This window comes from Rhodococcus sp. 320_ES (assembly GCF_059691855.1).
This window is the reverse complement of record NZ_JCAWAG010000001.1, coordinates 665539-690757: the sequence shown is the minus strand read 5'-3', so window position 1 is coordinate 690757 and position 25219 is coordinate 665539. Positions and strand designations below refer to the sequence as shown.

Here is a 25219-nt window from a genome sequence, read left to right as displayed (position 1 = left end):
GCCCGCCGATCGTACGAATCGCCGACCGTATTCCGTACGGTTGTGACCATGACGGGTCGAAGCCTCCGCCGCACCGCTGCCCTCGTGGCGGTCGCGTCGGTGACGGTGGTCGGGTGCGCACGATTCGACGAGTCGGCGTCCACGCCGTTCAGTCCCGAGCCCAGCGCGGACCCCGCCCAGATCCAGCCGATCGAGCCGGGTGCGCCCAGCAGCTCCACCCCGCCCCCGCCCTCGGTGCCGCCCGGACCGTGCGTGGACCCGGACGCGAACGTCGTGGCCACGTGCCTCGACCCGCTGGCGGGTCTCGTGGTGTTCCCCGACGGGGCGAGCGCGCTGGTTGCCGAGCGCAAGACCGGACGCATCCTGCAGGTGGCGCCGGGCACCAGTCCCGTCGAGGTGGCGAGGGTTCCCGTCGACGGATCCGGTGACGGCGGGTTGCTCGACGTCGCCCTCTCCCCCACCTACGCCGAGGACCGGTTGATCTACGCCTACGTCACCACGTCGTCGGACAATCGCGTCGTGCGCATCGCGCCGGGCGACGTACCGAAGCCGGTACTGACCGGCATCCCCCGCGGTGGATCGTCGAACGCGGGCGCCATCGACTTCGTCGGGCCGCGGCTGCTCGTCCTGACCGGCGATGCCGGAAACCCTTCGGCCGCAACCAATCCGGCGTCGCTCGCCGGGAAGGTGCTGGCCGTGAACGACCTCGGAACGAACCCGGGGTCCAAGCCGCCCCCGCAGGTGTTGCTCTCGGGGATCGGCCGAGCCGGCGACATCTGCCTCGGCGCCGACGGCAGCACCTACATCACCGACGCGACCGCGACCGAGGACCGACTTCAACGCATCGCTCCGGACGGAGCGGCGGTGCCGTCGCCGGTGTGGAGCTGGCCCGACCGGCCCGGCGTCGCGGGCTGCGCCACCGGACAGGGTTCGGTTGCCGTGGCCCTCACCGGTCAGCGCGCCGTGGCCGTGCTGGCCGTCGACCCCAAGACCAACGTCGTCACGACGGCACCGTCCTTGATCGCACAGGATCAGTACGGCCGACTCTCCGGTGCGGCCGTGGGTCCGGACGGCGTGATCTGGGTGTCGACGGTGAACAAGGACGGTGGCACACCGGTCTCCACCGACGACCGCGTCGTCAAGATCCCACTCCCGGCGGGCGGCGGCAGCACGGTCTGACCCGGTCGCTGCTTCCCACCCTCGACGGTGAGCTAGCTGCAGGCCTCGATCACGAGCTCCTTGACCCGAGCCGCATCCGCCTGTCCGCGCGTGGCTTTCATGACGGCACCGACGATGGCGCCGGCCGCCTGGACCTTGCCGCCTCGAATCTTGTCCGCGACACCGGGGTTCGCGGCGAGCGCCTCCGCCACCGCTGCCTGCAGAGCCGAATCGTCCTGCTGAGACCCGAGATCGCGTGCCGCCAGGACCTCCGCGGGCTCGCCCTCGCCGTCGAGCACGCCGTCCACGACCTTGCGTGCGTTGGCGTTGGTGACCTTCTTGTCCGCGACCAACGCGGCGACGGCAGCCACCTGTGCGGGCGTGATGGGGAGCTCCCGCAGCTCGACGCCACGCGTGTTCGCTTGCTGCGCAAGGTAGGCCACCCACCAGCTGCGCGCCGCGTCGGCGTCCGCACCGGCGGCGACGGTGTCCATGATCAGGTCGAGCGCGCCCGCGTTCACCACGTCGCGCATCACCAGATCCGACCACCCGAGCTCGGCTTTGATCTTGTTGCGCCGCAGCCACGGAAGCTCCGGAATGGTGTCACGCAGCTCCTCGATCCAGGCGGCGTCGGGCGCGACCGGTTCGAGGTCCGGTTCCGGGAAGTACCGGTAGTCCTCGGCCGTCTCCTTCTTGCGCCCGGCCGTGGTGCTGCCGTCGGCTTCCTGGAAGTGCCGGGTCTCCTGCACGATCTCGCCGCCGTCGGCGAGAATCGAAGCCTGCCTGCGCATTTCGTACCGGACAGCCACCTCGACGCTCTTGAGCGAGTTGACGTTCTTGGTCTCGGTGCGGGTTCCGAACTCGGTGGCGTCCTTCGCCATCAACGACACGTTGGCGTCGCACCGCAGCGATCCCTGGTCCATGCGGACGTCGGAGACGCCCAGCGCCCCGATGAGCTCACGCAGCGCCGTGACGTACGCGCGCGCCACTTCCGGTGCTCGTTCTCCGGCGCCTTCGATCGTCTTGGTGACGATCTCGACCAGCGGAACGCCGGCACGGTTGTAGTCCAGCAACGAATGGCTCGCGCCCTCGATGCGGCCGGTGGCGCCGCCGACGTGCAGGGACTTACCGGTGTCCTCTTCCATGTGCGCGCGCTCGATCTCGACGCGCCAGGTGCTGCCGTCGTCGAGCACGACGTCGAGGAAGCCCTCCACCGCGATCGGCTCGTCGTACTGAGAGATCTGGTAGTTCTTGGGCTGATCCGGGTAGAAGTAGTTCTTGCGCGCGAACCGGCCCCACGGGGTGATGCTGCAGTTCAGGGCCAGGCCGATGCGGATGGCCGATTCGACCGCCTTCTGGTTGACCACCGGCAGCGCGCCGGGGAGTCCAAGGCACACCGGGCACACCTGGGTGTTCGGCTCGGCGCCGAACTCGGTGGGGCATCCGCAGAACATCTTGGTCGCGGTGCCCAGTTCGACGTGAACTTCCATGCCCAGGACGGGATCGAACCGGGCGATCACCTCGTCGTAGTCCATGAGGGAGGCGGTTGCAGCAGTCATGGCCCTGAGTTTACGGGTAGGCCGGAGGCCGGTCGACGAAGAAACAGCTCAGCCAAAGATGACGCGCATCTCCTGGTAGCGCTCTTTCGGGACCGTCTTGTGGTTGGCCAGCGCCTCGTCGAAACCGACGCGGGCGATGTCGGTGCCGTGCAGAGCCACCATCTTTCCCCAGCCGCCGTCGGCGACGAGGTCGACGATGGCCATGCCGAGTCGCGTCGCCAGTACCCGGTCGAACGCGGTCGGGACGCCGCCGCGCTGAATGTGCCCGAGAACGGTGGCGCGCGTTTCGATTCCGGTGCGCGACTCGATCATCGGCGCCAGACGTTCGCCGATGCCGCCGAGTCGGGGACGGTCGAATCCGTCGAGCCCCTTGGTCGAGTGCGCCTCGGACATGTCGGGAAGGGTGAATCCTTCGGCGACGACGACCATGGGCGAGCGACCGCGATCGCGCACGCTGACCGCCCACGCACAGATCTGGTCGATGCTCTCGGGCTGCTCGGGAATCAGGATCGCGTGGGCGCCGCCGGCGATCCCCGAGTGGAGTGCGATCCACCCTGCGTGCCGGCCCATCACCTCGAGCACCATGCACCGGTCGTGCGAATTGCCGGTGGTGCGCAGGCGGTCGATGGCTTCGGTGGCGATCTCGACCGCAGTGTCGAACCCGAACGTGTAGTCGGTGGCGTCGAGGTCGTTGTCGATGGTCTTCGGGACGCCGACGATCTTGATGCCGTCCTCGAACAATCGTTTGGACGCACTGGCCGTGCCCTCGCCGCCGATGGCGATGACACCGTCGACACCGAGGTCGTCGAGCACCTTCTGGATGTTCTTGGCCCCGCCGTCCGGTTCGACGTACGGGCCGACGCGCGAGGTACCGAGAATGGTGCCGCCTTGATGCGAAAGACCGCGCACGACACTGCGATCGAGCGGAATGGCGTCTCCGCGCACGAGGCCGCGCCAGCCACCGAGGAATCCGACGAACTCCTGGCCGTAGACCGCGGACCCCTTGAGTACCGCACCTCTGATGACCGCGTTCAACCCGGGGCAGTCTCCACCGCTGGTGAGGATGCCGATTCTCGTCATCAAGAGCCTCCGTGTCGGATCGAGACAGGTGTGTACGTCGAACCTAGGGAAATCGGCGGCGCTTCGCGCGTCGAGTGGGCCTCAGATCGACGGTTGCGGCATTTCTCCACGCGCCGCCTCGTATGCGGCGCCGACCCGGTAGAGCCGATCGTCGGCCAGTGCGGGGGCCATGATCTGCAGTCCGACGGGCAGTCCGTCCGCGAGCCCCGACGGCACCGACATCGCGGGGTGACCCGCGAGGTTGGTCGGCAACGTGCAGAGGTCGTAGAGGTACATCGCGATCGGGTCGTCCACTTTCTCGCCGAGGAGAAACGCGGTCGACGGCGTCGTGGGCGAGACGAGGACGTCCACGCTCTCGTACGCCTTGTCGAAATCGCGCGCGATCAACGTGCGCACCTTCAGCGCCTGGCCGTAGTACGCGTCGTAGTACCCCGCCGACAGCGCGTATGTCCCGATCATGATGCGGCGCTTGACTTCCGGGCCGAACCCGGCGGCGCGCGTCATGGCCATGACCTGTTCGGCGCTGTGGGTTCCGTCGTCGCCCACGCGCAGTCCGTATCGCATCGCGTCGAAGCGAGCGAGGTTGGACGACACCTCCGAGGGGAGGATCAGGTAGTAGGAGGCGAGCGCGTGCTCGAAGCTCGGGCACGACACCTCCACGACCTCGGCGCCGAGCTCGGTCAGCTGGGCGACCGCCGCGTCGAACGAGGAGAGGACCCCGGATTGGTACGCGTCGGAGTGCAGTTCCTTCACGACACCGACCTTGACGCCCTTCAGGTCACCCGATGCACCTGCGCGCGCCGCGGCCACCACGTCCGGAACGGGAGAATCGACACAGGTGGAATCGCGCGGATCGTGCCCCGCGATGACCTCGTGCAACAGAGCGGTGTCGAGCACCGTCCGGCCGCAGGGCCCGCCCTGATCCAGCGACGATGCGCACGCGATCAGGCCGTAGCGCGAGACGGTTCCGTACGTCGGCTTGCACCCGACCGTGCCGGTGACGGCGGCGGGCTGCCGGATCGACCCACCGGTGTCGGTGCCGATCGCCAACGGCGCCTGGAACGACGCGAGGGCAGCGGCGCTGCCGCCTCCCGACCCGCCGGGCACACGGGTGGTGTCCCACGGGTTGCGCGTGGGCCCGTACGCACTGTTCTCCGTCGACGAGCCCATCGCGAACTCGTCCATGTTCGTCTTGCCCAGCAGCGGGATCCCCGCAGCACGCAGGCGGGAGGTGACCGTCGCGTCGTACGGCGACGTCCACCCCTCCAGCATCTTCGAACCCGCGGTGGTGGGCATGTCGGTGGTGGTGAAGACGTCCTTGAGCGCGAGGGGAACACCGGCGAGCGCCGACGCCGGCGTCTCCCCGGCCGCACGCGCGGCGTCGACGACCGCGGCCGCGGCGAGCGCCTCGTCCCCGGCCACGTGCAGGAAGGCGTGGAGGCCCTCGTCCACCGCCGCGATGCGGTCCAGGTGAGCCCGGGTGACCTCGACGGCGGAGACGTCGCCGGACTGAATCTGCGCGGCGAGCTCCGCGGCGGTGCTCCTGGTGAGGTCGCTCATGCGTCCTCCCCCAGAATCTGCGGAACGGCGAACCGCCCCTGCTCGGAGTTCGGTGCCTCGGCGAGCGCCTCCTGCGGCGTGAGCCCCGGAACCACGACGTCCGGGCGGGTCACGTTGGTGACCGCGTGCGGGTTCGACGTGGGCGGAACGTCATCGGCAGCGACGGCGGCGATGGCCTTGACGTGCGTCAGGATCGAATCGAGCTGACCGGCGTACTCGTCGAGTTCGTCGTCGGAAAGGGCGAGGCGGGACAGCCGGGCGAGATGGGCTACCTCGTCGCGGGAGATGGCAGACATGCCCGGAAGCCTAGTTGTCGTCGGTCCGACGGATCAGTGCGGGTCGCTGCCTTGTTACGGCGTGTGTCGTATAGGTCACGAGCGGTGTGTGAGTTCGATTGTCGGGGGCCGGTAGTGCAAGGATGGCCGCGGGCCGAAGGTCGGTCCGGATGGGAGTTGACGTGACGTATCTGTTGCGTGTTCAGCTTCCCGACCGCCCGGGCAGCCTCGGCGCCCTGGCCGTCGCGCTCGGAAGTGTCGGCGCCGACATCCTCTCTCTCGACGTGGTGGAGAGAGGCGCAGGCTTCGCCGTGGACGATCTCGTGGTCGATGTGGCGCCGGGCGCCCTGCCGGACACTCTCATCACGGCGTCGGAGAATCTGAACGGTGTTCGGGTCGATTCGATCAGGCCCTATTCCGGCATCCTCGACACCCACCGCGAGCTCGAACTGATCGACCGCGTGGCGACGGCCCACGACGATCGTCTGCAGGTGTTGGTCGATGGCGCGCCGCGGGTGCTGCGGGTGTCCTGGAGCACCGTCGTGGGCATGGGCGATCGAGGTCCGTACCAGATCGTGGGTAGCCCGGGCGCACCGGAAACTCCGGCCAGCGAACTGCCGTGGATGCCGCTCGAGAAGCCGACGGTGCTCGATCCCGAGGCGGACTGGGTGCCGGAGGTCTGGAAGGACATGGACACGCGTCTCGCCGCGGCCCCACTCGGCGCCACCGGCAAGGTCCTCGTTCTCGGCCGCCCCGGCGGTCCCGAGTTCCGACCGTCCGAGGTGGCCAGACTCGGCTACCTAGCCGGCATCGTCGCCACCGTTCTCTTCTGATTCCGGGGTCTCTTCCGAACCCGCGAGAGGTGTGACGGCGTCCGGGCCCTCGGCGAGCAACACCCGGAATCCTTCTTCGTCCAGAACCGGAACGCCCAGCGCAATTGCCTTGTCGTACTTGGTACCCGGTGAATCTCCGACCACGACGAACGCCGTTTTCTTCGACACCGACGACGCCGCCTTGCCGCCGCGGCTCAGGATTTCTTCTTTCGCACCGTCACGGGTGAACGTCTCGAGGGAGCCGGTGACGACGATGGACCGCCCTTCGAGATTGCGGGGAACGGACGCGTCGCGCTCGTCCTCCATCCGCACACCCGCGGCGGCCCACTTGTCGACGATCTCGTTGTGCCAGTCGACCTCGAACCACTCGACGACGGCGCGTGCGATGGTGGGTCCGACACCGTCGGAGTTCGCGAGTTCTTCTTCGGACGCTTCCCGAATGCGTTGCAGGCTTCCGAATTCGCCGGCCAGAGCTCGCGCAGCGGTGGGTCCGACGTGCCGAATCGACAGGCCGACGACGACGCGCCAGAGCGCCTTGTCCTTCGCCTTGTCCAGGTTGTCGAGCAACCGGCGCCCGTTGGCCGACAGGGACCCTGCCTTGGTGGTGAACAGGGACGTCTCCTTCAACGTCTCCTCGGTGAGGCCGAACAGGTCACCCTCGTTGCGGACCACGCCGGCGTCGAGCAGTGCGGTGGACGCCTCGTACCCCATGACCTCGATGTCGAAGACGTTGCGGCTCGCGATGTGAAAGATGCGCTCGCGCAACTGTGCTGGGCATCGCTCGGAGTTGGGGCAGCGGATGTCCGCATCGCCCTCCTTGGCCGGAGCCAGTTCCGTGCCGCACTCCGGGCAGTGGGTGGGCATGACGAACGGGTACTCGTCACCGGTCCGCGCGTCGACCACGGGGCCGAGCACTTCGGGGATCACGTCACCGGCCTTGCGGATGACGATGGTGTCGCCGATCAGGACTCCCTTGCGCACCACCTCGGACGCGTTGTGCAGGGTGGCGCGCTCGACGGTCGATCCGGCAACCAGCACCGGGGTCATGAACGCGAAAGGCGTGACCCGGCCCGTGCGACCGACGTTGACCTTGATGTCCTCGAGCTTGGTGGTGGCCTCTTCCGGCGGGTACTTGTAGGCGATGGCCCACCGCGGCGCTCGTGACGTGGAGCCCAGCCGCCGGTGCAGCGACATCTCGTCGACCTTGATCACCTGGCCGTCGATCTCGTGCTCGATGTCGTGGCGGTGCTCGCCCCAGTAGGCGATGCGCTCGAGTACCGCGTCGGCGCCCTGCACGCGGCGTGTGTGAGCCGACACCGGCAGCCCCCATGCGGCCAGCGCGTCGTACGCCTGCGACTGCGAGTCGGGCGAGAAACCCTCGATACGGCCGAACCCGTGGCAGGTCATGTGCAACTTGCGGCGCGACGTCACCGCCGGGTTCTTCTGACGCAGTGACCCGGCCGCGGAGTTGCGCGGATTGGCGAACGGCGCCTTGCCTTCCGCGACCAGCGACGCGTTCAGATTTGCAAAGTCTTCGAGGCGGAAGTACGCCTCACCACGCACCTCGAGAACGTCCGGGATCGGGAATTCGTCTGTGGCGGTGAGCTTTTCGGGAATGTCGTCGATCGTGCGGGCATTGAGCGTGACGTCCTCGCCGGTGCGGCCGTCGCCGCGCGTGGCGGCACGGACCAGTCGCCCTTTCTCGTACACGAGGTTGAGCGCAACTCCGTCGATCTTGACCTCGCACAAATAGTGCAGATCGCCGCCCGTCTCGGCCTCGACCTTGCTGATCCACGTGCGCATCTCGTCGGTGTCGAAGACGTTGTCAAGACTCAACATTCGCTCGAGATGGTCGACGGCGGTGAACTCGGTGGCGAACCCACCACCGACCAACTGTGTCGGCGAATCGGCCGTGCGGAGGTCGGGGTGCGCCTCCTCCAGCGCCTCCAACTTCTTCAGCAGTGTGTCGAATTCGCCGTCGCTGATGATCGGCGAATCACGAACGTAGTAGCGGAACTGGTGCCCGCGAACCTCTTCGGCAAGCTCCTGCCACCGCTCCCGGTCCTCCGCAGACGCCGGTGCGATGTCGATGTTCTCGGTGCTCTCGTCCACTCCCGAAGACTATCGGAGGGCACCGACAGTCAGAGCGAGTCGGGATCGTCCCCCAGCGCCTGCTGCACTTCGCCGACCAGGGCCACCGCCCGCCGCGCCCACGACAGCGACGCACCCGCCAACCCGCATGTCGGGGTGACGGATACCTGCTCGCGGAGCACGCTGCGCGAGAATCCGAGCCGATCGACGAGTTCCACGACGGGAGCGGCTGCCTCACGCCAGCTGTAATTCCGACCGGCCTCCGGCCTGCCCGAACTCCGACCGGCCTCCGGCCTGCCCGCACTCCGACCGGCCTCCGGCCTGCCCGCATTCCGACCGGCCTCCGGCCTGCCCGAATTCCGCTCGGGCTCGGCCGTCGGCACGATTCCCGCGATCAGGGTCCCGCCGTTCTGCAGGATCTCCCCCACCGCGTCGTAGCGATCACGCGTCAGATGGGAGAGATCGAACGAGACGGCGGACAGCGCGGAGCGGCCGAACACTTCGAACGGGACGTCGCGGGCGCACGAGTGCACGGCCACCGGCCGCCCGATGCGGGCGATGGCCTCGTCGACGATCGCCACCACGTCGGGTGCCGGTACGGCGCGCGCCGAGTCGAGGCTGGTGACGTCGCGAACCGTGCCGGCGAGCACGTCGGCCAATCGCGGTTCGTCGAACTGGACCAGCACCTCGGCCCCGAGTCTGCGCGCCACCTCGTCGGCATGCACGGCGACGCCCTCGGCGATGGAGGCCGCGATGTCACGCAGCGCGCCGCGGTCGGTGAGAGCGCGGTGACCGTTGGCCAGTTCGATCTCGGCGGCGATGGTGAACGGGCCCGCGGCCTGCACCTTGATGCGTCCGCTTCCGCGCAGTCCTGCGGTTTCCCAGACCTCTTCGAGAACGTCCAGGTCCTCGGCGAGGAAGTCCGCAGCTCGTCGCCCGGCCCGGCTGGGGCGGCTGGAGATGCGGTACCCGGAGGTGGCGGCGTCCAACTCGATGTCGACGAGCATGGCGCCCGCACGACCGATCATGTCGGCGCCGAGGCCACGACCCGGAAGTTCGACGAGGTGCGGGAGCAGTGGCAGCTCTCCGACGATTGCGGCGGCCGCCTCGCGCACGTCGGTGCCCGGCCAGGACCCGACTCCCGTCGCAACCCCGGCAAAGGGTGCGTGGGTCACGCGTGTGTCATTCGACCGGTCGCCGAGATCGTTCCGCTGCCGATCACCACGTCGCCGCCCGCGTCGGGCCGATACAGAACGGCGGCCTGCCCACGTGCCACACCGGTCAGCGGCGCGCGCAGCGCGATCGTCATGGCGCCGTCGACTTCCTCGGCCACGGCGTCGGCGAGACCGCCGTGCGCGCGCACCTGCACGACGCATTCGACCGGTCCGTCGGGCGCAGCGCCGGACGTCCACACCGGCTTGGTCGCGGTGATGTTCCAGACCTCGAGATCGGCCGCCGACCCGACTCGTACCGTCCCGGTGTCGGGCTCGATGGCGGTGACGTACCGGGGACGGCCGTCCGCGGCCGGACCCTCCACCCCGAGGCCCTTGCGCTGACCGATCGTGAACCCGTGCACGCCATCGTGTTCGGCGAGGACGGCACCGCTCTGAGCGTCGACGACCGCGCCGGGCCGGAGCCCGATACGGGCGCCGAGGAATGCCCGGGTGTCCCCCGACGGGATGAAGCAGATGTCGTGGCTGTCCGGCTTGTCGGCCACCGCGAGGCCACGCTCGGCGGCTTCGTCGCGCACCGCAGGCTTCGGCGTGTCGCCGATCGGGAACATCGCGCGCGAGAGCTGACGCGCGGTGAGCACGCCCAGAACGTAGGACTGGTCCTTGTCGGCGTCGACCGCGCGCCGCAGAACACCGTCCTGCAACCGGGCGTAGTGACCCGTCGCCACGGCATCGAAACCGAGGGCTTCGGCCCGGTCGGCGAGAGCAGCGAACTTGATCTTCTCGTTGCACCGCAGGCACGGATTGGGCGTCTCGCCCGCGGCATAGGACGCCACGAAGTCGTCGATCACGTCTTCCTTGAACCGGTCGGCGAAATCCCAGACGTAGAACGGGATTCCCAGCACGTCGGCTGCGCGTCGCGCGTCGCCGGCGTCTTCCTTCGAGCAGCATCCGCGCGAGCCGGTCCGCAGGGTCCCGGGCGCGGTGGAGAGCGCGAGATGCACGCCCACCACGTCGTGTCCGGCGTCGACGGCACGCGCCGCGGCCACCGCCGAGTCGACGCCGCCGCTCATCGCAGCAAGTACTCGCATCGTTCTGTTCACCTTCCTGTGGCCGAGGCGCCGGCCATGCCGGCGGCACGTGCGCGCTCGATCACCATCGGCAGCGCATCGAGCACCGCCTCGATATCGGTCCGAGTCGTGGTGTGCCCCAACGAGAATCGCAGTGACCCGCGGGCCAGCTGGGGGCTCACACCCATGGCCAGCAGGACGTGCGACGCGCTGGCCACACCCGCGGTGCACGCCGAGCCGGTCGAGCATTCGATGCCGGCGGCATCGAGAAGCATGAGCAGCGAATCGCCCTCGCAGCCCGGAAAACTGACGTGTGCGTTGCCCGGCAGTCGATCGGCACCCAGTGGGCCGTTGACCGTCGCGTCGGGCACTTCGCCCAGGATTCCGCGCAGCAGATCGTCGCGCAGACCTTCGAGGTGGGCGACGTTCTCCTCACGAGCGGTGGTGGTGAGGCGCAACGCCGTGGCCATACCCACCGCTCCGGCCGTGTCGGGCGTCCCGGACCGCACGTCGCGCTCCTGACCGCCTCCGTGCAGCTGAGGCTCACATGCCACCGTGCGACCGAGGAGCAGCGCTCCTACACCCTGCGGCCCACCGAACTTGTGGGCGGCGATGGACAACGCCGACAACCCGGAACCGGCGAAATCGATGGCCCGCGCGCCGACCGTCTGCACGGCGTCGCTGTGCATCGGAATTCCGAATTCCTTTGCGATGGAAGCGAGTTCGCGAATGGGCATGATGGTGCCCACTTCGTTGTTGGCCCACATGACGGTGATCAGCGCCACATCGTCGTGGCCCGCGGCCAGAACCTCACGCAGTGTCGACGGACGCACCCGCCCGTCGGCGTCCACCGGCAACCAGGTCACCTCGGCACCCTCGTGCGCCTGAAGCCATTCCACGGCGTCGAGCACGGCGTGGTGTTCGACGGAACTGGCGATGACGCGCCGACGCCGAGGGTCGGCAGCCCGGCGGGCCCAGAAGATGCCCTTGACGGCGAGGTTGTCGCTCTCGGTTCCGCCGGAGGTGAAGACGACCTCGGACGGGCGCGCACCGAGGTCGGCGGCGATGGACTCGCGCGATTCCTCGATGCGGCGCCGTGCTGCGCGACCCGATCCGTGCAGCGACGAGGCGTTACCGACCGACGAGAAGACGTCCGTCATCGCCTCGATCACTGCGGGCAGCATCGGGGTGGTGGCGGCGTGATCCAGATACGCGACGTGTTGGGGTGCCATATCGCCTACCAGGATAACCGCTCGGCGCCGTACCGACTTCCAGCAGTTCGTGGTCGCGGCGGTGCACCGCACGATGTGCGGATGCTGCCATCGACCGTCGGTCGGCGTTGGGTACGACGTCGCAGACCTCGACGCGAGCGCGCAGGCCGCGGGTGCGCATGATTCCGCCCACCGAGGAGCCCATGGACTCGTCACCGACGAACGCCGTAGCGGTGCTCGCCCGGCCCCCGGCCCCGAGATAGGAGATGGACACCGGGAGGACCTGTGCGTCCGCGTCGACGGCGGCCTGGAACATCGCGGGCCGGAACGACCCGAACGCCGTCCCGCACCACGTGGTGCCCTCCGGGAAGGCGACGACGGTGCTGCCGTCGCGCAGCAACGACGCCACCGTGTCCACGGTGCCGGGAAGCGAGCGCAGGCGCGATCGATCGATCGGCACCACGCGGACCAGACGCGCGATCGTTCCGAGCAGCGGCCACTGCAGGATGTCGCCCCGTGCGACGAAGCGGGCCGGGAAGAGCGCGGCGAGCACGAGAATGTCCGTCCACGACACGTGATTGGCGACGATCAGGGTTCCGCGTCCGTCGGTGTCCGGCCTCTCCGCCGGCGCGTCGAGCCGGATCCCCACGGCGAACAGAAGGGCCCGCGCGCCCGTGGCCGCCACCGCTCGCCGGGCGCGCACCGGGAGGAAGTGCGCCGCCATCAGCAGCGGAAAGACGAGGAGCACCGCCGCGACCAACGCGTATCGAGCGGCGAGAGTGACGAATCGGACCGTCGTGTCTCGCCCGTGCACACACTTCGCCCCGCAGGGACTCGACGGCATCCACGCGTGGCTCATGCTCGGCCGGCTTCCTGTTCGGCTGCGTCCTGTTCGGCAGCGTCCTGGTATGCGGCAGCCGAGCGCAACCGGTCGAGGTACCGGACGTTGGCGTCGGACACCCGCAAGAGGGACACGAAATCCGCCACACCGAAATCGGGATCCAGGGCCGGCTGTCCGCAGAAGGTTGCGCCGAGTCGGAGATACCCCCGCAACAGCGGAGGAACGAGAGGCTTCGCCGAGGCCGGTATGTCGTCCAGCGAAACACCATCGACCACAACAGGATTGAACGGAACTGCGCGATACTGCGACGCGTGTCGCGTCATGAGCAGATCGCGCACGCCGCGCACGTGCGCGCCGATGGCCTCTCCGTCTCCGGAGTCCATGGGTACGGATACGCACCCCATCACGGCGTCGTGGCCGGTGAGATCGAGGTACCGCAGAATTCCGGACCACATCAAACCGAGAACCGAACCCGATCGATGATCGGGCCGAACGCACGCCCTGCCCATCTCCACGGTGCGGTTGTTCGCCGCATCGAGCTCGGAGATGTCGAATTCCGTTGCGGTGTAATAACCTCCGGCGGCCCGCGCGGCGTCCGGAGGGAGCATGCGGTAGCAGCCGACGAAGTCGCCGGTCGCGTCCTCACGGACGAGCAGGTGATCACAGAAGTCGTCGAAGCGGTCGGCGTCGAGATCGATGCCGGCCGGCAGCCGGAAACCGGGTTCGGAGCGAAAGACGTCCGCGCGCAGTCGTTGCGCGGCGACGCGGTGTTGGCGATCGGTGGACACGACCAGCGAGTAGCGGCGGTCGGTGGCAAGAACGTCGGCGGCAAGAACGTCGGACGAGAGAACTGGAGCTGTCATGACTGAACTGGTCATGGCGTCTGTCTATCGAGCGGGTGCGTCCCCAGCGCATCGCACGGGTTGCGTGTCGACGGCAGTCCGGTAAACAGCGAACGAGGCGCACCCCGGGTAAGAACCCGAAGTGCGCCTCGTCGGTGGAGCTGAAATCAGCCCTTGCGCTTCTTGACTGCGTCGGTGAGCTGCGGGGCGACGTTGAACAGGTCGCCCACCACTCCGTAGTCGGCGATCTCGAAGATCGGCGCCTCTTCGTCCTTGTTGACGGCGACGATGGTCTTCGACGTCTGCATGCCGGCGCGGTGCTGGATGGCTCCGGAGATGCCCAGCGCCACGTACAGCTGCGGGGAGACCGTCTTGCCGGTCTGACCCACCTGGAACTGTCCGGGGTAGTAACCGGAGTCGACGGCGGCGCGCGATGCACCGACGGCGGCACCGAGCGAGTCGGCGAGCTCCTCGACCACGGAGAACTTGTCCGCGCTGCCGACACCGCGTCCGCCGGACACGACGACCGAAGCCTCGGTCAGTTCCGGACGGTCGCCGCCGACCAGCGGCTCCTTGGACGTGATGCGGACGACGGCCTCTTCCTGCGCCGGGACCTCGACGTCGACGCGCTCACCGGCACCGGGCTGCGGCTCGGCGTCGATGGCGCCGGGACGAAGGGTGATGACGGGGGTTGCGCCGTTGGACTTGGCCTCGACGATGAACGCACCACCGAAGATGGAGTAGGTGGCGGTTCCGTCGGAGCCGATTCCCACGACGTCCGAGTGCAGTCCCGATCCGAGGCGGGCGGCCAGACGGCCGGCAACCTCTTTGCCCTCGGTGCTCGACGCAGCGAGAATGGCTGCGGGAGAAACCGATTCGGCGAGCGACGCGAGAACGTCGACCTTCGGGGTGATGAGGAAGCCGTCGATGTCGTCCGACTCGGCGACGTAGATCTTCGCGGCTCCCGCTTCGGTCAGCGCGTCGGCGACCTTGTCTGCGGTTCCGGCCGGGCCGGTGACGACCGCGGACGGCTCACCCAGCGCACGAGCGGCGGTGATCAGCTCGCTGCTGACCTTCTTGAGCGTGCCGTCGGCATGCTCGACGAGTACGAGTACCTCTGCCATGAGTTCTTCTCCTGTGACTTGGGCGTGAGTGTCGGTGTGTGCCGGGCGCGATCTAGATGATCTTCTGGCCGACGAGGTACTCGGCGATCTTGTCGCCGCCCTCGCCCTCGTCGGTCACGCGCTCACCGGCCGTCTTCGGCGGCTTGGGGGTGGACGAGGTGACCGTGGTGCCGGCGTTCGCAACGCCGACGGTCTCCGGCTCGACACCGATGTCCGCGAGAGTCAGGGTCTGAACGGCCTTCTTCTTCGCGGCCATGATGCCCTTGAAGGACGGGAATCGCGGCTCGTTGATCTTCTCGGTGACGCTGACGATCGCGGGCAGGTCGGCCTCGAGGCCGAACACGCCTTCGTCGGTCTCGCGCTCGCCGCTGATCTTGCCGTCGGCCAGCACCAGCTTGCGCATCTGCGTGAGCTGGGGAATGCCGAGGTACTCGGCGATGATGGCGGGGACGGCGCCGATGCGGCCGTCGGTTGCCTCGTTGCCGGCGATCACGAGGTCGGCGGGCTCACCGTTCTCGAACTCCACCTGACCCAGTGCGGCGGCCAGCGCCCACGCCGTCTGGATGGCGTCGGAGCCGTGCAGCGCGGGATCGTTGAGGTGCACTGCGCTGTCGCAGCCCATGGAGAGCGCCTTGCGGATGGCTTCGGTTGCGCGGTCCGGTCCGGCCGAGAGCACCTTCACCTCGCCGCCGTCCTTCTCCTTGAGGAGGAGTGCTTCTTCGACGGCGCGCTCGTTGATCTCGTCGAGAACGGCGTCTGCTGCGTCGCGGTCCAAGGTGTAGTCACCGTCGGAGAGCTTGCGCTCGGACCATGTGTCCGGAACCTGCTTGATCAGTACGACAATGTTCGTCATGGGTCTTCGTCGACCTCCTGGTCTTGTCATCGCTGAGCGCTGGTGCGTCAGTGCTGCTGGGCCCCGGTTCTGGGGGTGTGTCACGGACGTTACCCCATTCCTGGTTACCCGTCAGTAACTTAGCAGCGATTGAGTATGAGATCACTGGTCGGGTGCAGATCCGAGGGTGCGTAGGCACTAATCTCGCCCGAATGACAGACACGACGGCTCTGCCCCTCACCGGCGAACGGACCGTGCCGGGCATCGACGAGGAGAACTACTGGTTTCGTCGTCACGAGGTCGTCTACCGACAACTTGCACATCACGCGGCGAACCGGGTCGTTCTCGAGGCCGGCTCCGGTGAGGGGTACGGCGCGGCCATGCTCGCGGCGTCGGCCTCTCGCGTCGTCGGCCTGGACTACGACGCGTTCACCGCCGAGCACGTCGCCGCGAAATATCCGACCGTGTCCATGGTCCGCGGCAACCTCGCCGCACTCCCCCTGCCGGACGAGTCGGTGGACGTGGTGGTGAACTTCCAGGTGATCGAACACCTGTGGGATCAGGGCGAGTTTCTCTCCGAGTGCCGTCGCGTTCTGACCCCCGGCGGCGTTCTGTTGATCAGCACACCGAATCGGATCACCTTCTCACCGGGGCGCGACACACCGCTGAACCCGTTCCACACCCGCGAGCTGAATGCCGCCGAGATGCGAGAGTTGTTGGAAGCAGCCGGGTTGCACGTCGACAGCCTCACCGGCCTGCACCACGGCCCGCGCCTGCGCGAACTCGACGCCGAGCACGGCGGATCGTTCATCGACGCGCAGATCGAACGGGCCCTCGCGGGCGAGCCGTGGCCGCAGAAACTGGTCGACGACGTCGCGAGCATCTCCGTCGACGACTTCGTCATCGTCGCCGACGACATCGACGCCAGCCTCGACCTCGTGGCCATTGCGTCGAAATCCGAAGGCACGGCGTCGAAATCGGAAGGCACGGCGTAGGTGACACGCGAACCGGGGATGTTCGCCCTCGTTCTGCACTCCCATCTGCCCTGGCTCGCCCATCACGGGCGGTGGCCGGTCGGTGAGGAGTGGCTCTACCAGTCCTGGGCGGCGTCGTACCTCCCCGTCGCGCGGGTGCTCGAGGAACTGGCCGCCGAGGGCCGCACCGGACTGATCTCGCTCGGCGTCACCCCCGTACTCGCAGCGCAACTCGACGATCCGCACAGTCTCGACGGGATGCACCACTGGCTCGCGAACTGGCAGCTTCGCGCCCGTGAAGCGGCAGGGTCGGTCGACCGCGATCGTCGCGTCCTCGGAATGCGCGAACACGCGCTCGCTGCCGACGCTCTCGACGACTTCGAGACACGGTGGCGCCACGGCGGATCGGGCGTGTTGCGGGGACTGATCGACACCGGGGCCGTCGAGCTTCTCGGCGGTCCACTGATGCATCCGTTCCAACCGCTCCTGCACCCACGACTGCGCGAATTCTCGCTTCGCGAGGGCTTGGTCGACGCCCACCGGCGCTGGGGATCGACACCGACCGGCATCTGGGCGCCCGAGTGTGCGTACACGCCGGGAATGGAAATCGGTTACGCCGCAGCCGGAGTCGGGCACTTCGTGGTCGACGGACCGGCTCTGCACGGTGACACCGCCCTCGGTCGTCCGGTGGGCGAGACCGACGTGATCGCCTTCGGCCGAGACCTCCCGGTGAGCTACCGGGTGTGGTCCCCGAAGTCCGGCTATCCCGGTCACGCGGCGTATCGCGACTTCCACACCTACGACCACGTGAGCGGACTGAAACCGTCGCGGGTCACCGGACGCAACGTCGCGGCCGAGGACAAGGCTCCCTACGACCCGGACGCGGCGTCGGCGGCGGTGGCGACGCACGTCGCGGACTTCGTCGAGGTCGTCCGAGCGCGCCTGCGCACCGAGTCCGAGCGCCTCGGCCGACCCGCGCTCGTGATGGCGGCGTTCGACACCGAACTCTTCGGTCACTGGTGGCACGAGGGTCCGGAGTTCCTCGCCGGGGTGCTCCGCGCGCTTCCCGAAGCGGGCATCGACACCGGGACACTGGCCGACGCGCGGACAAGAGGGTTCGTCGGTGAGCCCATCGCCCTCACCGACTCGTCGTGGGGATCGGGCAAGGACTGGCGAGTGTGGGCAGGTGAGCAGGTCGCCGACTTCGTGTCACTGAACGACGAGATCGTGCAGATCGCTCTCGATGCCGTCGACAAGGAACTGGGGCAGACGACGCTGCGCAGCCGGGTCGCCGATCAGATCCTGCGCGAGACGCTCCTCGCGGTGTCGAGCGATTGGGCATTCATGGTGAGCAAGGATTCCGCGGCTCGGTACGCTCGCGACCGAGCTCATCTCCACGCCCATGCGGTACGGGAGATCACCGAGGCGCTGACGCGGGGGCGTACACGTCGCGCCTCGGAGCTCGCGTCCGGGTGGAACTGCGCGGACAACCTGTTCCCCGGGCTCGATGCCCGCCGACTGTCGAGATGAGGCAACGGTGAAGGTCCTGATCGTCTCGTGGGAGTACCCACCAGTCGTGGTGGGCGGACTCGGTCGTCACGTTCACCATCTCGCCACCGAACTCGTCACCGCGGGCCACGAGGTGGTCGTGCTCTCCCGTCGTCCCACCGGCACCGACGCCTCGACTCATCCCACGATCAGCACCATCGCCGAGGGCGTCCTCGTCGTGGCCGTGGCCGAGGATCCGGCGCACTTCGACTTCGGCACCGACATGCTCGCCTGGACCCTCGCGATGGGTCACGCCATGGTCCGCTCGGGCATCGCGCTCTCGAAGCCGGGTCTCGGCGCGGGATGGCAACCCGACGTGGTGCACGCGCACGACTGGCTCGTCGCGCACCCGGCGATCGCCCTGGCGGAATTCTTCGACGTGCCCTTGGTGTCGACGATCCACGCCACCGAGGCGGGCCGCCACAGCGGGTGGGTCTCGATGCCCGTCAACCGCCAGGTCCACTCCCTCGAATGGTGGCTCGCGAACGAATCGGATTGCATCATCACCTGTTCCGCCTCCATGGAGGACGAAGTGAGCCGCCTCTTCGGCCCCCTCGCGGCGCCCATGACGGTGATCCACAACGGAATCGACGTCGGCACATGGCATTTCGAGCCCCGCTGCGCGCGAAGCGGACGGCCCCGCCTGCTCTTCGTCGGCCGCCTCGAATACGAGAAGGGGATCCAGGACGCCATCGCGGCACTCCCCCGAATTCGGCGCACGCACCCCGGCACGACGCTGACGATCGCGGGCGACGGAACGCAGCTCGGATGGCTCACCGACCTCGCTCGCACCCACCGAGTGTCGAGAGCGGTTCGCTTCGTCGGAACCCTCGATCACGAGCATCTGCTCGCCGAACTACACGCGGCCGACGCCATCGTTCTGCCGAGTCGCTACGAGCCGTTCGGCATCATCGCGCTCGAGGCCGCGGCCGCCGGCACACCGGTGGTCGCATCGACCGCCGGCGGTCTCGGCGACGCGGTGGTGGACGGCGTCACCGGATCGTCGTTCGCACCGGGCGATGTGGCCGGTCTCGCCCGCGCCGTGCGCGGAGTCCTCGACGACCCCGACGGCGCGCAGACGCGGGCCGTCGCCGCGCGGGAGCGTCTGACCGTCGAATTCGGTTGGCCCGCAGTGACCGACGCGACCGTGCAGGTCTATCAGCGCGCGAAACGTCGCGTGCGGTACCCGCTGGGGCGGCCCGTCATCGAGGAACGGCCGCTGCCGGAGCGGGACACCTAGGCCTGTTCCGGCCCTGCTTTCGCTACAGCTTTCTTCCGCGCGATGTCCGCGAGCGCAGCATCACGCCGGGCACGGTCCTCGGCTCCGGCTTCCCAGTCCGCCTTCCGATTTCGCACCACGCGAGCGGGAGCGCCGACCGCGATGGAGTAGTCGGGGATGTCGCCCTTCACCACGGCGTGCGACCCGAGCACACACCCGCGGCCCACACGGGTCTCGCGCAGCACGGTCACCTTCGCCGCGATCCATGTGTCCGGACCGATGCGGACGGGCGACTTCACAATGCCCTGGTCCTTGATCGGCATCTCGATGCTGTCCATCCGGTGGTCGAAGTCGCAGATGTAGCACCAGTCGGCGACCAGCGTGGACGCGCCGATCTCGATGTCGAGGTAGGTGTTGACCACGTTGTCCTTGCCGAACACCACCTTGTCGCCGATACGCAGCGATCCTTCGTGACACCGGATGGCGTTCCCGTCGCCGATGTGGACCCACCGGCCGATCTCGAGACGCGACAGGTGTGGTGTGGAGTGGATCTCCACGCGTCGACCGAGGAACACCATGCCCTTGAGGATCACGTGTGGGTTCGCCATCCTGAACCGCAGCAGCCGCACGTATCGCACGAGGTACCAGGGTGTGTAGGCCTTGTGCGCGATGATCCACTTCAACGACGCGAGGGTGACCAACTTCGCCTGCTCGGGGTCGCGTCGACGCGAACCCCGCCATCGCGTTCGGAGTGGCGCGTTCCACATGCTCGTCATGGGTGCCCACCCTACGATGCGTGTCAGTCGATCGAACGGAGCCCTGGATGCGCAAGCTCGTCTACTACATCGGGACCTCTCTCGACGGGTACATCGCCGGTCCGCAGAACCAGTTCGACTTCTTTCCGCTGTCGGACGACATGGCCGCATGGATCAACCGCGACTACCCGGAAACCGTTCCGACGCACGTCCGAGAGCACGTCGGGCTCGTCGGCGCGGACAACGCGGCGTTCGACACGGTGGTGATGGGACGGGGCACGTACGAACCGGCGCGGTCGGTGGGCATCTCGAGCCCGTACGCCCACCTGCGCCAGTTCGTCGTGTCCACCTCGATCGGGTCCGTCGAAGACGATGCGGTCACGCTGGTGACCGACCCGGATGCCGCGGTCCGTGACCTCAAAGCCGAAGAGGGACTCGACATCTGGCTCGCCGGCGGCGGCGTGCTGGCCGGGTCGCTCCTGCCGCTGATCGACGAGATCGTCGTCAAGCGGTATCCGGTCGTGGCAGGATCCGGCGTCCCGATGATCAGCGGCGCCTTCGAACCGACCCTGTTTCGGCCGACGCGGACGGAGGCATTCGACGGCGGGGCGACGGTGACCTGGCTCGCGCGCCGATGACGGTGCGCCGAGGCGCGACCGTTAGTCTGTGCCTTCGGCCGGTTCCCCTCATCGCAGAAGCAGGAGTGTCCATGCTCAGGAAGGCCGGAGGCCGTTCGGTCTTCGAGCGGACGGCGCACGTCCCTCGAGGGTTGCTCACGTCGATCGCACTGGGCGCTCTGGTGCTGAGCGGATGCGGAGCCGACACCACGGCCCCGATCGACATTCTCGCCACACCCGGATGGCCCGGAGCGCTGGCGAACTCCCACAACAGCAGCTACACCGAGGTCACCGGACTCCGAAACATCTCCCTCGCATGGTCGCGTCCACTCGGGGCGTCGACGGCGACGCGGGCCACCGTCGGACCCTCGGGACAGATCACGCTCACCGTCGCCCCGAACGAGTCGAACGGTGGGTGTGTCGTCGCCTCGTTCCAGGACGAATCCGGACGCAAGCGCTTCTGCAACGGCCTCGGACCGTCCGCGGTGTCGTCGAGCCCGATCTCCGACACCGTCTCGAATCTGTACGTGGGCGACGACGGCGGCATGACGTCGTTCAACGAGCACGGTCAAGAACGTTGGCGCACACCGGTGTACGGGGTTCCGCGGTCACCGCAGTTCACGCCGGACGGGCGACTGCTCGTCGTCACCCAGTTCGGCCAGATCAACGTGCTCTCGACACAGACCGGCGTGGCGGACGCACCGATCTTCGACCTCGTCCCTCCCCCGACCGCATTGAACGCGCCCGACACGGCGCTCCTCCCGCCCGATGCGGGCCTGGCAACCTGCATCAACGGCGGCCCGAACTGTCCGGTGCCGTCCTCGCCCGCCTTCGACCTGAACAAGTCGGTCTTCTATCTGGTTCTGTGGCGTCCCGGTGCCATCGCCCCGCAACTGGTCGCCATGACCTATACCGGTGGAGATTCTCCGTCCGTTGCCGAAGCGTGGTCGTCGCCGCTCCTCGCCTCCTCCGCGACATCGTCCCCGGTGCTCTCCCCCGACGGTGCGTCGATCTACCTGACCGACGTCGACGGCACGGTGCGTGCGTACGACACGCAGCAGGGAAACGAGAAATGGGCGTACTTCACCGGGCACCGCGCCACGGGAAGCCCGGCCGTCACGGCCGGTGGGCTCATCGTCCCGTCCGGCGGCGACGGTGCTCACCTGCTGGCTCTGCGGGACGCCGGTGATCGTCCCGAGGTGGCGTGGGAACGCGAGGACGTGGTGCAGCAGGGCGCACCCGCCCTCACCGCCGGCAACACCGGGTACACCGTGACTGGAAATCCGAATTCCCTGTCCGTCGTCACGTTCGATACCGAGAACGGGTCGACGCTGGGGACGGTCGAACTGCCGGGCGCCACCGGATTCTCCACGGGGACCTCGATCGGCCCGGACGGCGAGGTCGTGGTGCCGACCGCGCTGGGCCAGGTGTTCCTGCTGCGCTGAAGGCGCCCGCCGTCATCCCCTCGTGCGCGGGTTGCACACGAACGCCACACCGCTGCGCCCGATACGAGTGATGACCACGGCCATCGGCCGGGTGCCCTTCAGCTTCAGTTTCGGGCGCAGGACTGCGGGGTCGACATCGATTCCGCGGACCAGGATTTCGGCCGACGCGCAGTCGTGCGACGCCAAGGCCTGTCGAAGGCCCTTCTCGGAGAACGAGATACGGTCGACGATCTCGAAGCCGTCGCTGCCCGCAGGCAACGCGTCGCCGGTGAGGTACGCGATCCGCGGATCGAGTTGCCACAGACCGTGCTTCGCGGCGAAGTGGCGCACCAGTCCGGCTCGCACCACGGCGCCGTCGGGGTCGAGCAGGTACCGACCGGGCTCGCGTTCGGGTATGTCGTCCGGTTCGGCGTCGGTGATCTCCCACGCCGAACCGTCCTCGGCGAGCACGGATGCCCGTCGACGCACCCTCTCGTCCGAGAGTCCGGGTGACCACAGGCACGCTTCGCGCACGCCGCCGGCCAGCGAGACGATCTCGACCTCCCCGTCCCACGCCAGTCGATCGAAGTCGAGTCCGGGGGCACACTTGATCACGATGTCCCGACCGTCGTACGCCGCAACGAGATCCGGCAGCGGCGGCTCCAACGCGGCGGGATCGTGCCGGCGCCGTCCACCCGATCGCCGACCGGGGTCTGCCACGATCACGGTTCCGCGGGTCACCGGAGTCAGTGCGTCCGCGCGAAGCACCGGCACGTCGGGAACGTTGACGCGTGCCATGGCCAAGCGCACGTCGTCGAGGTCGCTGCCCACGACCGTCTCCGCGCTGGTCCTCAGCGAGTCGAGCTCGGATCCGATCGAGCAGGTGACGTCGTGCACCTTCCTGCCCGCCAGTCGCCGGGCGCGGCGGCGCGCGACGAGTTCGGCCGTGGACTGCTGCAGTGCGTCGTCCGTGAACAACCAGTTCTGCGCGGACGGCAGCTTCGCAGATGCCTTGCGGCGCAGGCGGACCGTCTCGATCACGGCGGCGGCACGGTCACCGAACAGGCTTCGAGCGCGCGTGATGTCGGCGATCTGCGTGGCCGGTGTGAGAGCGAGCGAGTCGACCTCGGCGAGCGCGGCGCGGGACGTGGCACCCGAGAGGTAGGCCACGTCCTGCGCCGTGAACGTGTAGCTCAGTTGCCGGGCTTCACGCCGGTGATCATGACGTTGTAGAAGAAGCCTCGCGGAACGACGTGCTTGAGAACCTTCTCGTCGACCCAGCTCAGGGACTTCCACCCGTTGAACGCGAACTTGGCCCAACCCCACCCGAGCTTCTCCGGCGGAACGGCCGCCTCGAAGGTGCGCACGGGCCACCCGAGCAGGGCGGCGGCGAACTCCTCCGTCGCGGCCCGAACGCCCACGGCACCCGCGGAACGCGCGATGTTCTCGAGCTCCGACGGGTCGAAGGTGTGCAGGTCCACGACCGCCTCGAGGGCAGCGGCGCGCGAGCTCTCGTCGAGTTCGGTCTGCGACCGGCGCCAGTCCGCGAGGAACGGCAGCCGAGTCGCTCGGGTTGTCGCCTCCCACGTGATACGTCCGAGCCAACGAGCGTAGAAGTTTCCGACGGTGGTCGGCTCGCCTGCGAACACGAAGCGCCCACCGGGCTTGAGCACGCGCAGTACCTCGCGCAGCGACTGCTCCACATCCGGAATGTGATGCAGCACAGCATGTCCGACAACCAGGTCGAACGTGTCGTCCTCGTACGGGATGGTTTCCGCATCGGCGACGCGGCCGTCGACGTCCAAGCCGAGGTTCTCGGCGTTGCGCAGGGCGACCTTGACCATGCCCGGTGAGAGGTCGGTGACCGAGCCCGTGGCCGCGACCCCTCCCTGCATCAGGTTCAGAAGGAAGAAGCCGGTGCCGCACCCCAGTTCGAGGGCGCGGGCGTAGGGCAGCTTCTCGTCGCCGGCGACGGCGTCGAAGCGTCCCCGTGCGTAGTCGATGCAGCGCTCGTCGTACGAGATCGACCACTTGTCGTCGTACGTCTCGGCTTCCCAGTCGTGGTAGAGCACTTGGGCAAGCTTGGTGTCCGAGCGTGCAGCCTCCACCTCTTCGGCACTCGCGTGCGGGCGTGGGGCCGGGTCGGCTGCGGCTTCTGCGGCCAGTCCGGATGGGTCCTGTCGATCCTCGCGGCTTGCGGTCATCTCGGCAGCTTAACTGCTGTGGAGATCGGCGAACTAGTCGCCGGTGAACTGCGCCTTTCCGGGGCCGTTTTCGACGAAGGACGTCATACCGATCGTGCGGTCCTCGGTCGCGAACAGCGCCGCGAACAGGTGCGCTTCGATCTTCAGACCGGTGACCAGGTCGGTGTCCAGCCCCTCGTCCACCGCCGCTTTCGCCGCCGCGAGGGCGCGCGCGGCACCGGTGGTGAACTGCGACGCCCACGCCCTCGCCGCGTTGTAGACCTCGTCGGGCGCGACGACCTCGTCGACCAGTCCGATCCGCAGCGCCTCCTCGGCGCCGACGAAGCGACCCGTGAAGATCATGTCCTTGGCCCGGCTGGGTCCGATCAGACGCGCCAGGCGCTGGGTGCCTCCGCCGCCGGGAATGACGCCGAGCGTGGTCTCCGGCACCCCGAGCTTGGCGTTGTCACCGGCGATCCGGCGGTCGGCCGACAACGCCACCTCGAGCCCACCGCCGAGCGCGTACCCGGTGATCGCGGCCACCGTCGGCTTGGGAATCGCGGCGACAGCGCCGAGACCGGCCTGCAGTCTCCCGATGACGTCGGTCATCTGCCCGAAGGACATCTGCGCCATCTCCTTGATGTCGGCCCCGGCCGCGAACACCTTCTCGCCGCCGTAGACGATCACCGCGCGGACGCTGCGGTCGTCCGTAGCAGCCTGCGCGGCGACGGCGATCTCGTCCTGCATCTGCCGATTCAGAGCGTTCATCGGCGGGCGAGCCAAACGAATGGTGCCGATACCGTCCTGGACCTCGAGGTTCACGAATTCAGCCATGCCCGGGACAGTACCGA

General features: G+C 68.3%; 23 protein-coding genes. 7 read left to right on the top strand and 16 right to left on the bottom strand.

The features are described 5' to 3' along the window. Positions 1 to 48 precede the first annotated feature (48 nt). Complete coding sequence (locus AC59JP_RS03525) at positions 49 to 1179, top strand: PQQ-dependent sugar dehydrogenase (RefSeq protein WP_497324236.1); 1131 nt, start codon at positions 49 to 51, stop codon at positions 1177 to 1179. A gap of 32 nt (positions 1180 to 1211) precedes the next feature. Here AC59JP_RS03525 and gatB read toward each other — a convergent pair whose 3' ends face one another. From gatB to gatC, 4 genes are all read right to left on the bottom strand, one after another. Continuing rightward, the gene (gatB, locus tag AC59JP_RS03520; RefSeq protein WP_497324235.1) at positions 1212 to 2717 is read right to left on the bottom strand and encodes an Asp-tRNA(Asn)/Glu-tRNA(Gln) amidotransferase subunit GatB; all 1506 of its coding nucleotides are present in this window, start codon (positions 2715 to 2717) and stop codon (positions 1212 to 1214) included. Between the two features lie 48 nt (positions 2718 to 2765). Next, on the bottom strand, positions 2766 to 3800 hold the full coding sequence (locus tag AC59JP_RS03515; protein WP_497324234.1) for a 6-phosphofructokinase: 1035 nt from the start codon (positions 3798 to 3800) through the stop codon (positions 2766 to 2768). Between the two features lie 78 nt (positions 3801 to 3878). Further along, a complete protein-coding gene (gene gatA, locus AC59JP_RS03510; RefSeq protein WP_497324233.1) occupies positions 3879 to 5357 on the bottom strand; it encodes an Asp-tRNA(Asn)/Glu-tRNA(Gln) amidotransferase subunit GatA in 1479 nt (492 codons plus the stop codon). Next, on the bottom strand, positions 5354 to 5653 hold the full coding sequence (gatC, locus tag AC59JP_RS03505; protein ID WP_497324232.1) for an Asp-tRNA(Asn)/Glu-tRNA(Gln) amidotransferase subunit GatC: 300 nt from the start codon (positions 5651 to 5653) through the stop codon (positions 5354 to 5356). Before gatC ends, gatA begins: the two co-directional genes overlap by 4 nt. 161 nt (positions 5654 to 5814) lie before the next feature. Here gatC and AC59JP_RS03500 point away from each other — a divergent pair, with 161 nt between their 5' ends. Further along, positions 5815 to 6465 (top strand): ACT domain-containing protein, encoded by a 651-nt coding sequence (locus AC59JP_RS03500; RefSeq protein WP_497324855.1) that lies wholly within the window; start codon positions 5815 to 5817, stop codon positions 6463 to 6465. Here AC59JP_RS03500 and ligA read toward each other — a convergent pair. The 8 genes from ligA to AC59JP_RS03460 all read right to left on the bottom strand — a co-directional run bounded on the left by ligA (position 6433) and on the right by AC59JP_RS03460 (position 15669). Next, entirely contained in the window at positions 6433 to 8577 is a 2145-nt protein-coding gene (ligA, locus tag AC59JP_RS03495; RefSeq protein ID WP_497324231.1) for an NAD-dependent DNA ligase LigA, read from the bottom strand. The two genes, AC59JP_RS03500 and ligA, sit on opposite strands and share 33 nt — an antisense overlap. 29 nt (positions 8578 to 8606) lie before the next feature. Beyond that, on the bottom strand, positions 8607 to 9731 hold the full coding sequence (locus AC59JP_RS03490; protein WP_497324230.1) for a uroporphyrinogen decarboxylase/cobalamine-independent methonine synthase family protein: 1125 nt from the start codon (positions 9729 to 9731) through the stop codon (positions 8607 to 8609). Then, a complete protein-coding gene (mnmA, locus tag AC59JP_RS03485; protein ID WP_497324229.1) occupies positions 9728 to 10819 on the bottom strand; it encodes a tRNA 2-thiouridine(34) synthase MnmA in 1092 nt (363 codons plus the stop codon). Before mnmA ends, AC59JP_RS03490 begins: the two co-directional genes overlap by 4 nt. 8 nt (positions 10820 to 10827) lie before the next feature. Beyond that, a complete protein-coding gene (locus AC59JP_RS03480) occupies positions 10828 to 12030 on the bottom strand; it encodes a cysteine desulfurase family protein (protein ID WP_497324228.1) in 1203 nt (400 codons plus the stop codon). Next, complete coding sequence (locus AC59JP_RS03475; RefSeq protein ID WP_497324227.1) at positions 11930 to 12868, bottom strand: lysophospholipid acyltransferase family protein; 939 nt, start codon at positions 12866 to 12868, stop codon at positions 11930 to 11932. Before AC59JP_RS03475 ends, AC59JP_RS03480 begins: the two co-directional genes overlap by 101 nt. Further along, a complete protein-coding gene (locus tag AC59JP_RS03470; RefSeq protein WP_497324226.1) occupies positions 12865 to 13728 on the bottom strand; it encodes a GNAT family N-acetyltransferase in 864 nt (287 codons plus the stop codon). The genes AC59JP_RS03475 and AC59JP_RS03470 overlap by 4 nt, the downstream gene beginning before the upstream one ends. A gap of 131 nt (positions 13729 to 13859) precedes the next feature. After that, positions 13860 to 14816 (bottom strand): electron transfer flavoprotein subunit alpha/FixB family protein, encoded by a 957-nt coding sequence (locus AC59JP_RS03465; RefSeq protein WP_497324225.1) that lies wholly within the window; start codon positions 14814 to 14816, stop codon positions 13860 to 13862. A gap of 52 nt (positions 14817 to 14868) precedes the next feature. Continuing rightward, entirely contained in the window at positions 14869 to 15669 is an 801-nt protein-coding gene (locus tag AC59JP_RS03460; RefSeq protein WP_497324224.1) for an electron transfer flavoprotein subunit beta/FixA family protein, read from the bottom strand. A gap of 191 nt (positions 15670 to 15860) precedes the next feature. On the opposite strand from AC59JP_RS03460, the gene AC59JP_RS03455 reads away from it, so the two are divergent. From AC59JP_RS03455 to AC59JP_RS03445, 3 genes are read left to right on the top strand one after another with little or no spacing between them, the layout of a single operon-like run. Then, a complete protein-coding gene (locus AC59JP_RS03455) occupies positions 15861 to 16643 on the top strand; it encodes a class I SAM-dependent methyltransferase (protein ID WP_497324223.1) in 783 nt (260 codons plus the stop codon). An 18-nt stretch (positions 16644 to 16661) separates the two neighbouring features. Then, positions 16662 to 18152: a 1,4-alpha-glucan branching protein domain-containing protein gene (locus AC59JP_RS03450; RefSeq protein WP_497324854.1), complete on the top strand. Its 1491-nt coding sequence runs from the start codon at positions 16662 to 16664 to the stop codon at positions 18150 to 18152. 7 nt (positions 18153 to 18159) lie between these two features. Continuing rightward, positions 18160 to 19410: a glycosyltransferase family 4 protein gene (locus AC59JP_RS03445; protein ID WP_497324222.1), complete on the top strand. Its 1251-nt coding sequence runs from the start codon at positions 18160 to 18162 to the stop codon at positions 19408 to 19410. Here AC59JP_RS03445 and AC59JP_RS03440 read toward each other — a convergent pair. Further along, positions 19407 to 20165, bottom strand: a complete 759-nt coding sequence (locus AC59JP_RS03440; RefSeq protein WP_497324221.1) for an acyltransferase — start codon at positions 20163 to 20165, stop codon at positions 19407 to 19409. The genes AC59JP_RS03445 and AC59JP_RS03440 overlap by 4 nt on opposite strands. A gap of 47 nt (positions 20166 to 20212) precedes the next feature. On the opposite strand from AC59JP_RS03440, the gene AC59JP_RS03435 reads away from it, so the two are divergent. Together AC59JP_RS03435 and AC59JP_RS03430 are read left to right on the top strand one after the other, a co-directional pair. Continuing rightward, a complete protein-coding gene (locus tag AC59JP_RS03435) occupies positions 20213 to 20782 on the top strand; it encodes a dihydrofolate reductase family protein (RefSeq protein WP_497324853.1) in 570 nt (189 codons plus the stop codon). A gap of 71 nt (positions 20783 to 20853) precedes the next feature. Next, positions 20854 to 22206, top strand: a complete 1353-nt coding sequence (locus tag AC59JP_RS03430) for an outer membrane protein assembly factor BamB family protein (RefSeq protein ID WP_497324220.1) — start codon at positions 20854 to 20856, stop codon at positions 22204 to 22206. A gap of 12 nt (positions 22207 to 22218) precedes the next feature. Here AC59JP_RS03430 and AC59JP_RS03425 read toward each other — a convergent pair whose 3' ends face one another. From AC59JP_RS03425 to AC59JP_RS03415, 3 genes are read right to left on the bottom strand one after another with little or no spacing between them, the layout of a single operon-like run. Then, positions 22219 to 23382: a THUMP-like domain-containing protein gene (locus AC59JP_RS03425; RefSeq protein ID WP_497324852.1), complete on the bottom strand. Its 1164-nt coding sequence runs from the start codon at positions 23380 to 23382 to the stop codon at positions 22219 to 22221. Beyond that, positions 23379 to 24389 carry a methyltransferase domain-containing protein gene (locus AC59JP_RS03420; protein WP_497324219.1) on the bottom strand — a complete coding sequence of 337 codons (1011 nt, stop codon included), beginning with the start codon at positions 24387 to 24389 and terminating at the stop codon, positions 23379 to 23381. Before AC59JP_RS03420 ends, AC59JP_RS03425 begins: the two co-directional genes overlap by 4 nt. A gap of 33 nt (positions 24390 to 24422) precedes the next feature. After that, the gene (locus AC59JP_RS03415) at positions 24423 to 25202 is read right to left on the bottom strand and encodes an enoyl-CoA hydratase/isomerase family protein (protein ID WP_497324218.1); all 780 of its coding nucleotides are present in this window, start codon (positions 25200 to 25202) and stop codon (positions 24423 to 24425) included. Positions 25203 to 25219 lie beyond the last annotated feature (17 nt).

Excerpts from the sequence above, each read along its gene's own strand:
- AC59JP_RS03525 (WP_497324236.1), top strand. The coding sequence starts at position 49 with ATGACGGGTCGAAGCCTCCGCCGCACCGCTGCCCTCGTGGCGGTCGCG.
- gatB (WP_497324235.1), bottom strand. The coding sequence starts at position 2,717 with ATGACTGCTGCAACCGCCTCCCTCATGGACTACGACGAGGTGATCGCC.
- gatA (WP_497324233.1), bottom strand. The coding sequence starts at position 5,357 with ATGAGCGACCTCACCAGGAGCACCGCCGCGGAGCTCGCCGCGCAGATT.
- gatC (WP_497324232.1), bottom strand. The coding sequence starts at position 5,653 with ATGTCTGCCATCTCCCGCGACGAGGTAGCCCATCTCGCCCGGCTGTCC.
- mnmA (WP_497324229.1), bottom strand. The coding sequence starts at position 10,819 with ATGCGAGTACTTGCTGCGATGAGCGGCGGCGTCGACTCGGCGGTGGCC.
- AC59JP_RS03480 (WP_497324228.1), bottom strand. The coding sequence starts at position 12,030 with ATGGCACCCCAACACGTCGCGTATCTGGATCACGCCGCCACCACCCCG.
- AC59JP_RS03475 (WP_497324227.1), bottom strand. The coding sequence starts at position 12,868 with ATGAGCCACGCGTGGATGCCGTCGAGTCCCTGCGGGGCGAAGTGTGTG.
- AC59JP_RS03470 (WP_497324226.1), bottom strand. The coding sequence starts at position 13,728 with ATGACCAGTTCAGTCATGACAGCTCCAGTTCTCTCGTCCGACGTTCTT.
- AC59JP_RS03465 (WP_497324225.1), bottom strand. The coding sequence starts at position 14,816 with ATGGCAGAGGTACTCGTACTCGTCGAGCATGCCGACGGCACGCTCAAG.
- AC59JP_RS03460 (WP_497324224.1), bottom strand. The coding sequence starts at position 15,669 with ATGACGAACATTGTCGTACTGATCAAGCAGGTTCCGGACACATGGTCC.
- AC59JP_RS03455 (WP_497324223.1), top strand. The coding sequence starts at position 15,861 with ATGACAGACACGACGGCTCTGCCCCTCACCGGCGAACGGACCGTGCCG.
- AC59JP_RS03450 (WP_497324854.1), top strand. The coding sequence starts at position 16,662 with ATGTTCGCCCTCGTTCTGCACTCCCATCTGCCCTGGCTCGCCCATCAC.
- AC59JP_RS03440 (WP_497324221.1), bottom strand. The coding sequence starts at position 20,165 with ATGACGAGCATGTGGAACGCGCCACTCCGAACGCGATGGCGGGGTTCG.
- AC59JP_RS03435 (WP_497324853.1), top strand. The coding sequence starts at position 20,213 with ATGCGCAAGCTCGTCTACTACATCGGGACCTCTCTCGACGGGTACATC.
- AC59JP_RS03430 (WP_497324220.1), top strand. The coding sequence starts at position 20,854 with ATGCTCAGGAAGGCCGGAGGCCGTTCGGTCTTCGAGCGGACGGCGCAC.
- AC59JP_RS03420 (WP_497324219.1), bottom strand. The coding sequence starts at position 24,389 with ATGACCGCAAGCCGCGAGGATCGACAGGACCCATCCGGACTGGCCGCA.
- AC59JP_RS03415 (WP_497324218.1), bottom strand. The coding sequence starts at position 25,202 with ATGGCTGAATTCGTGAACCTCGAGGTCCAGGACGGTATCGGCACCATT.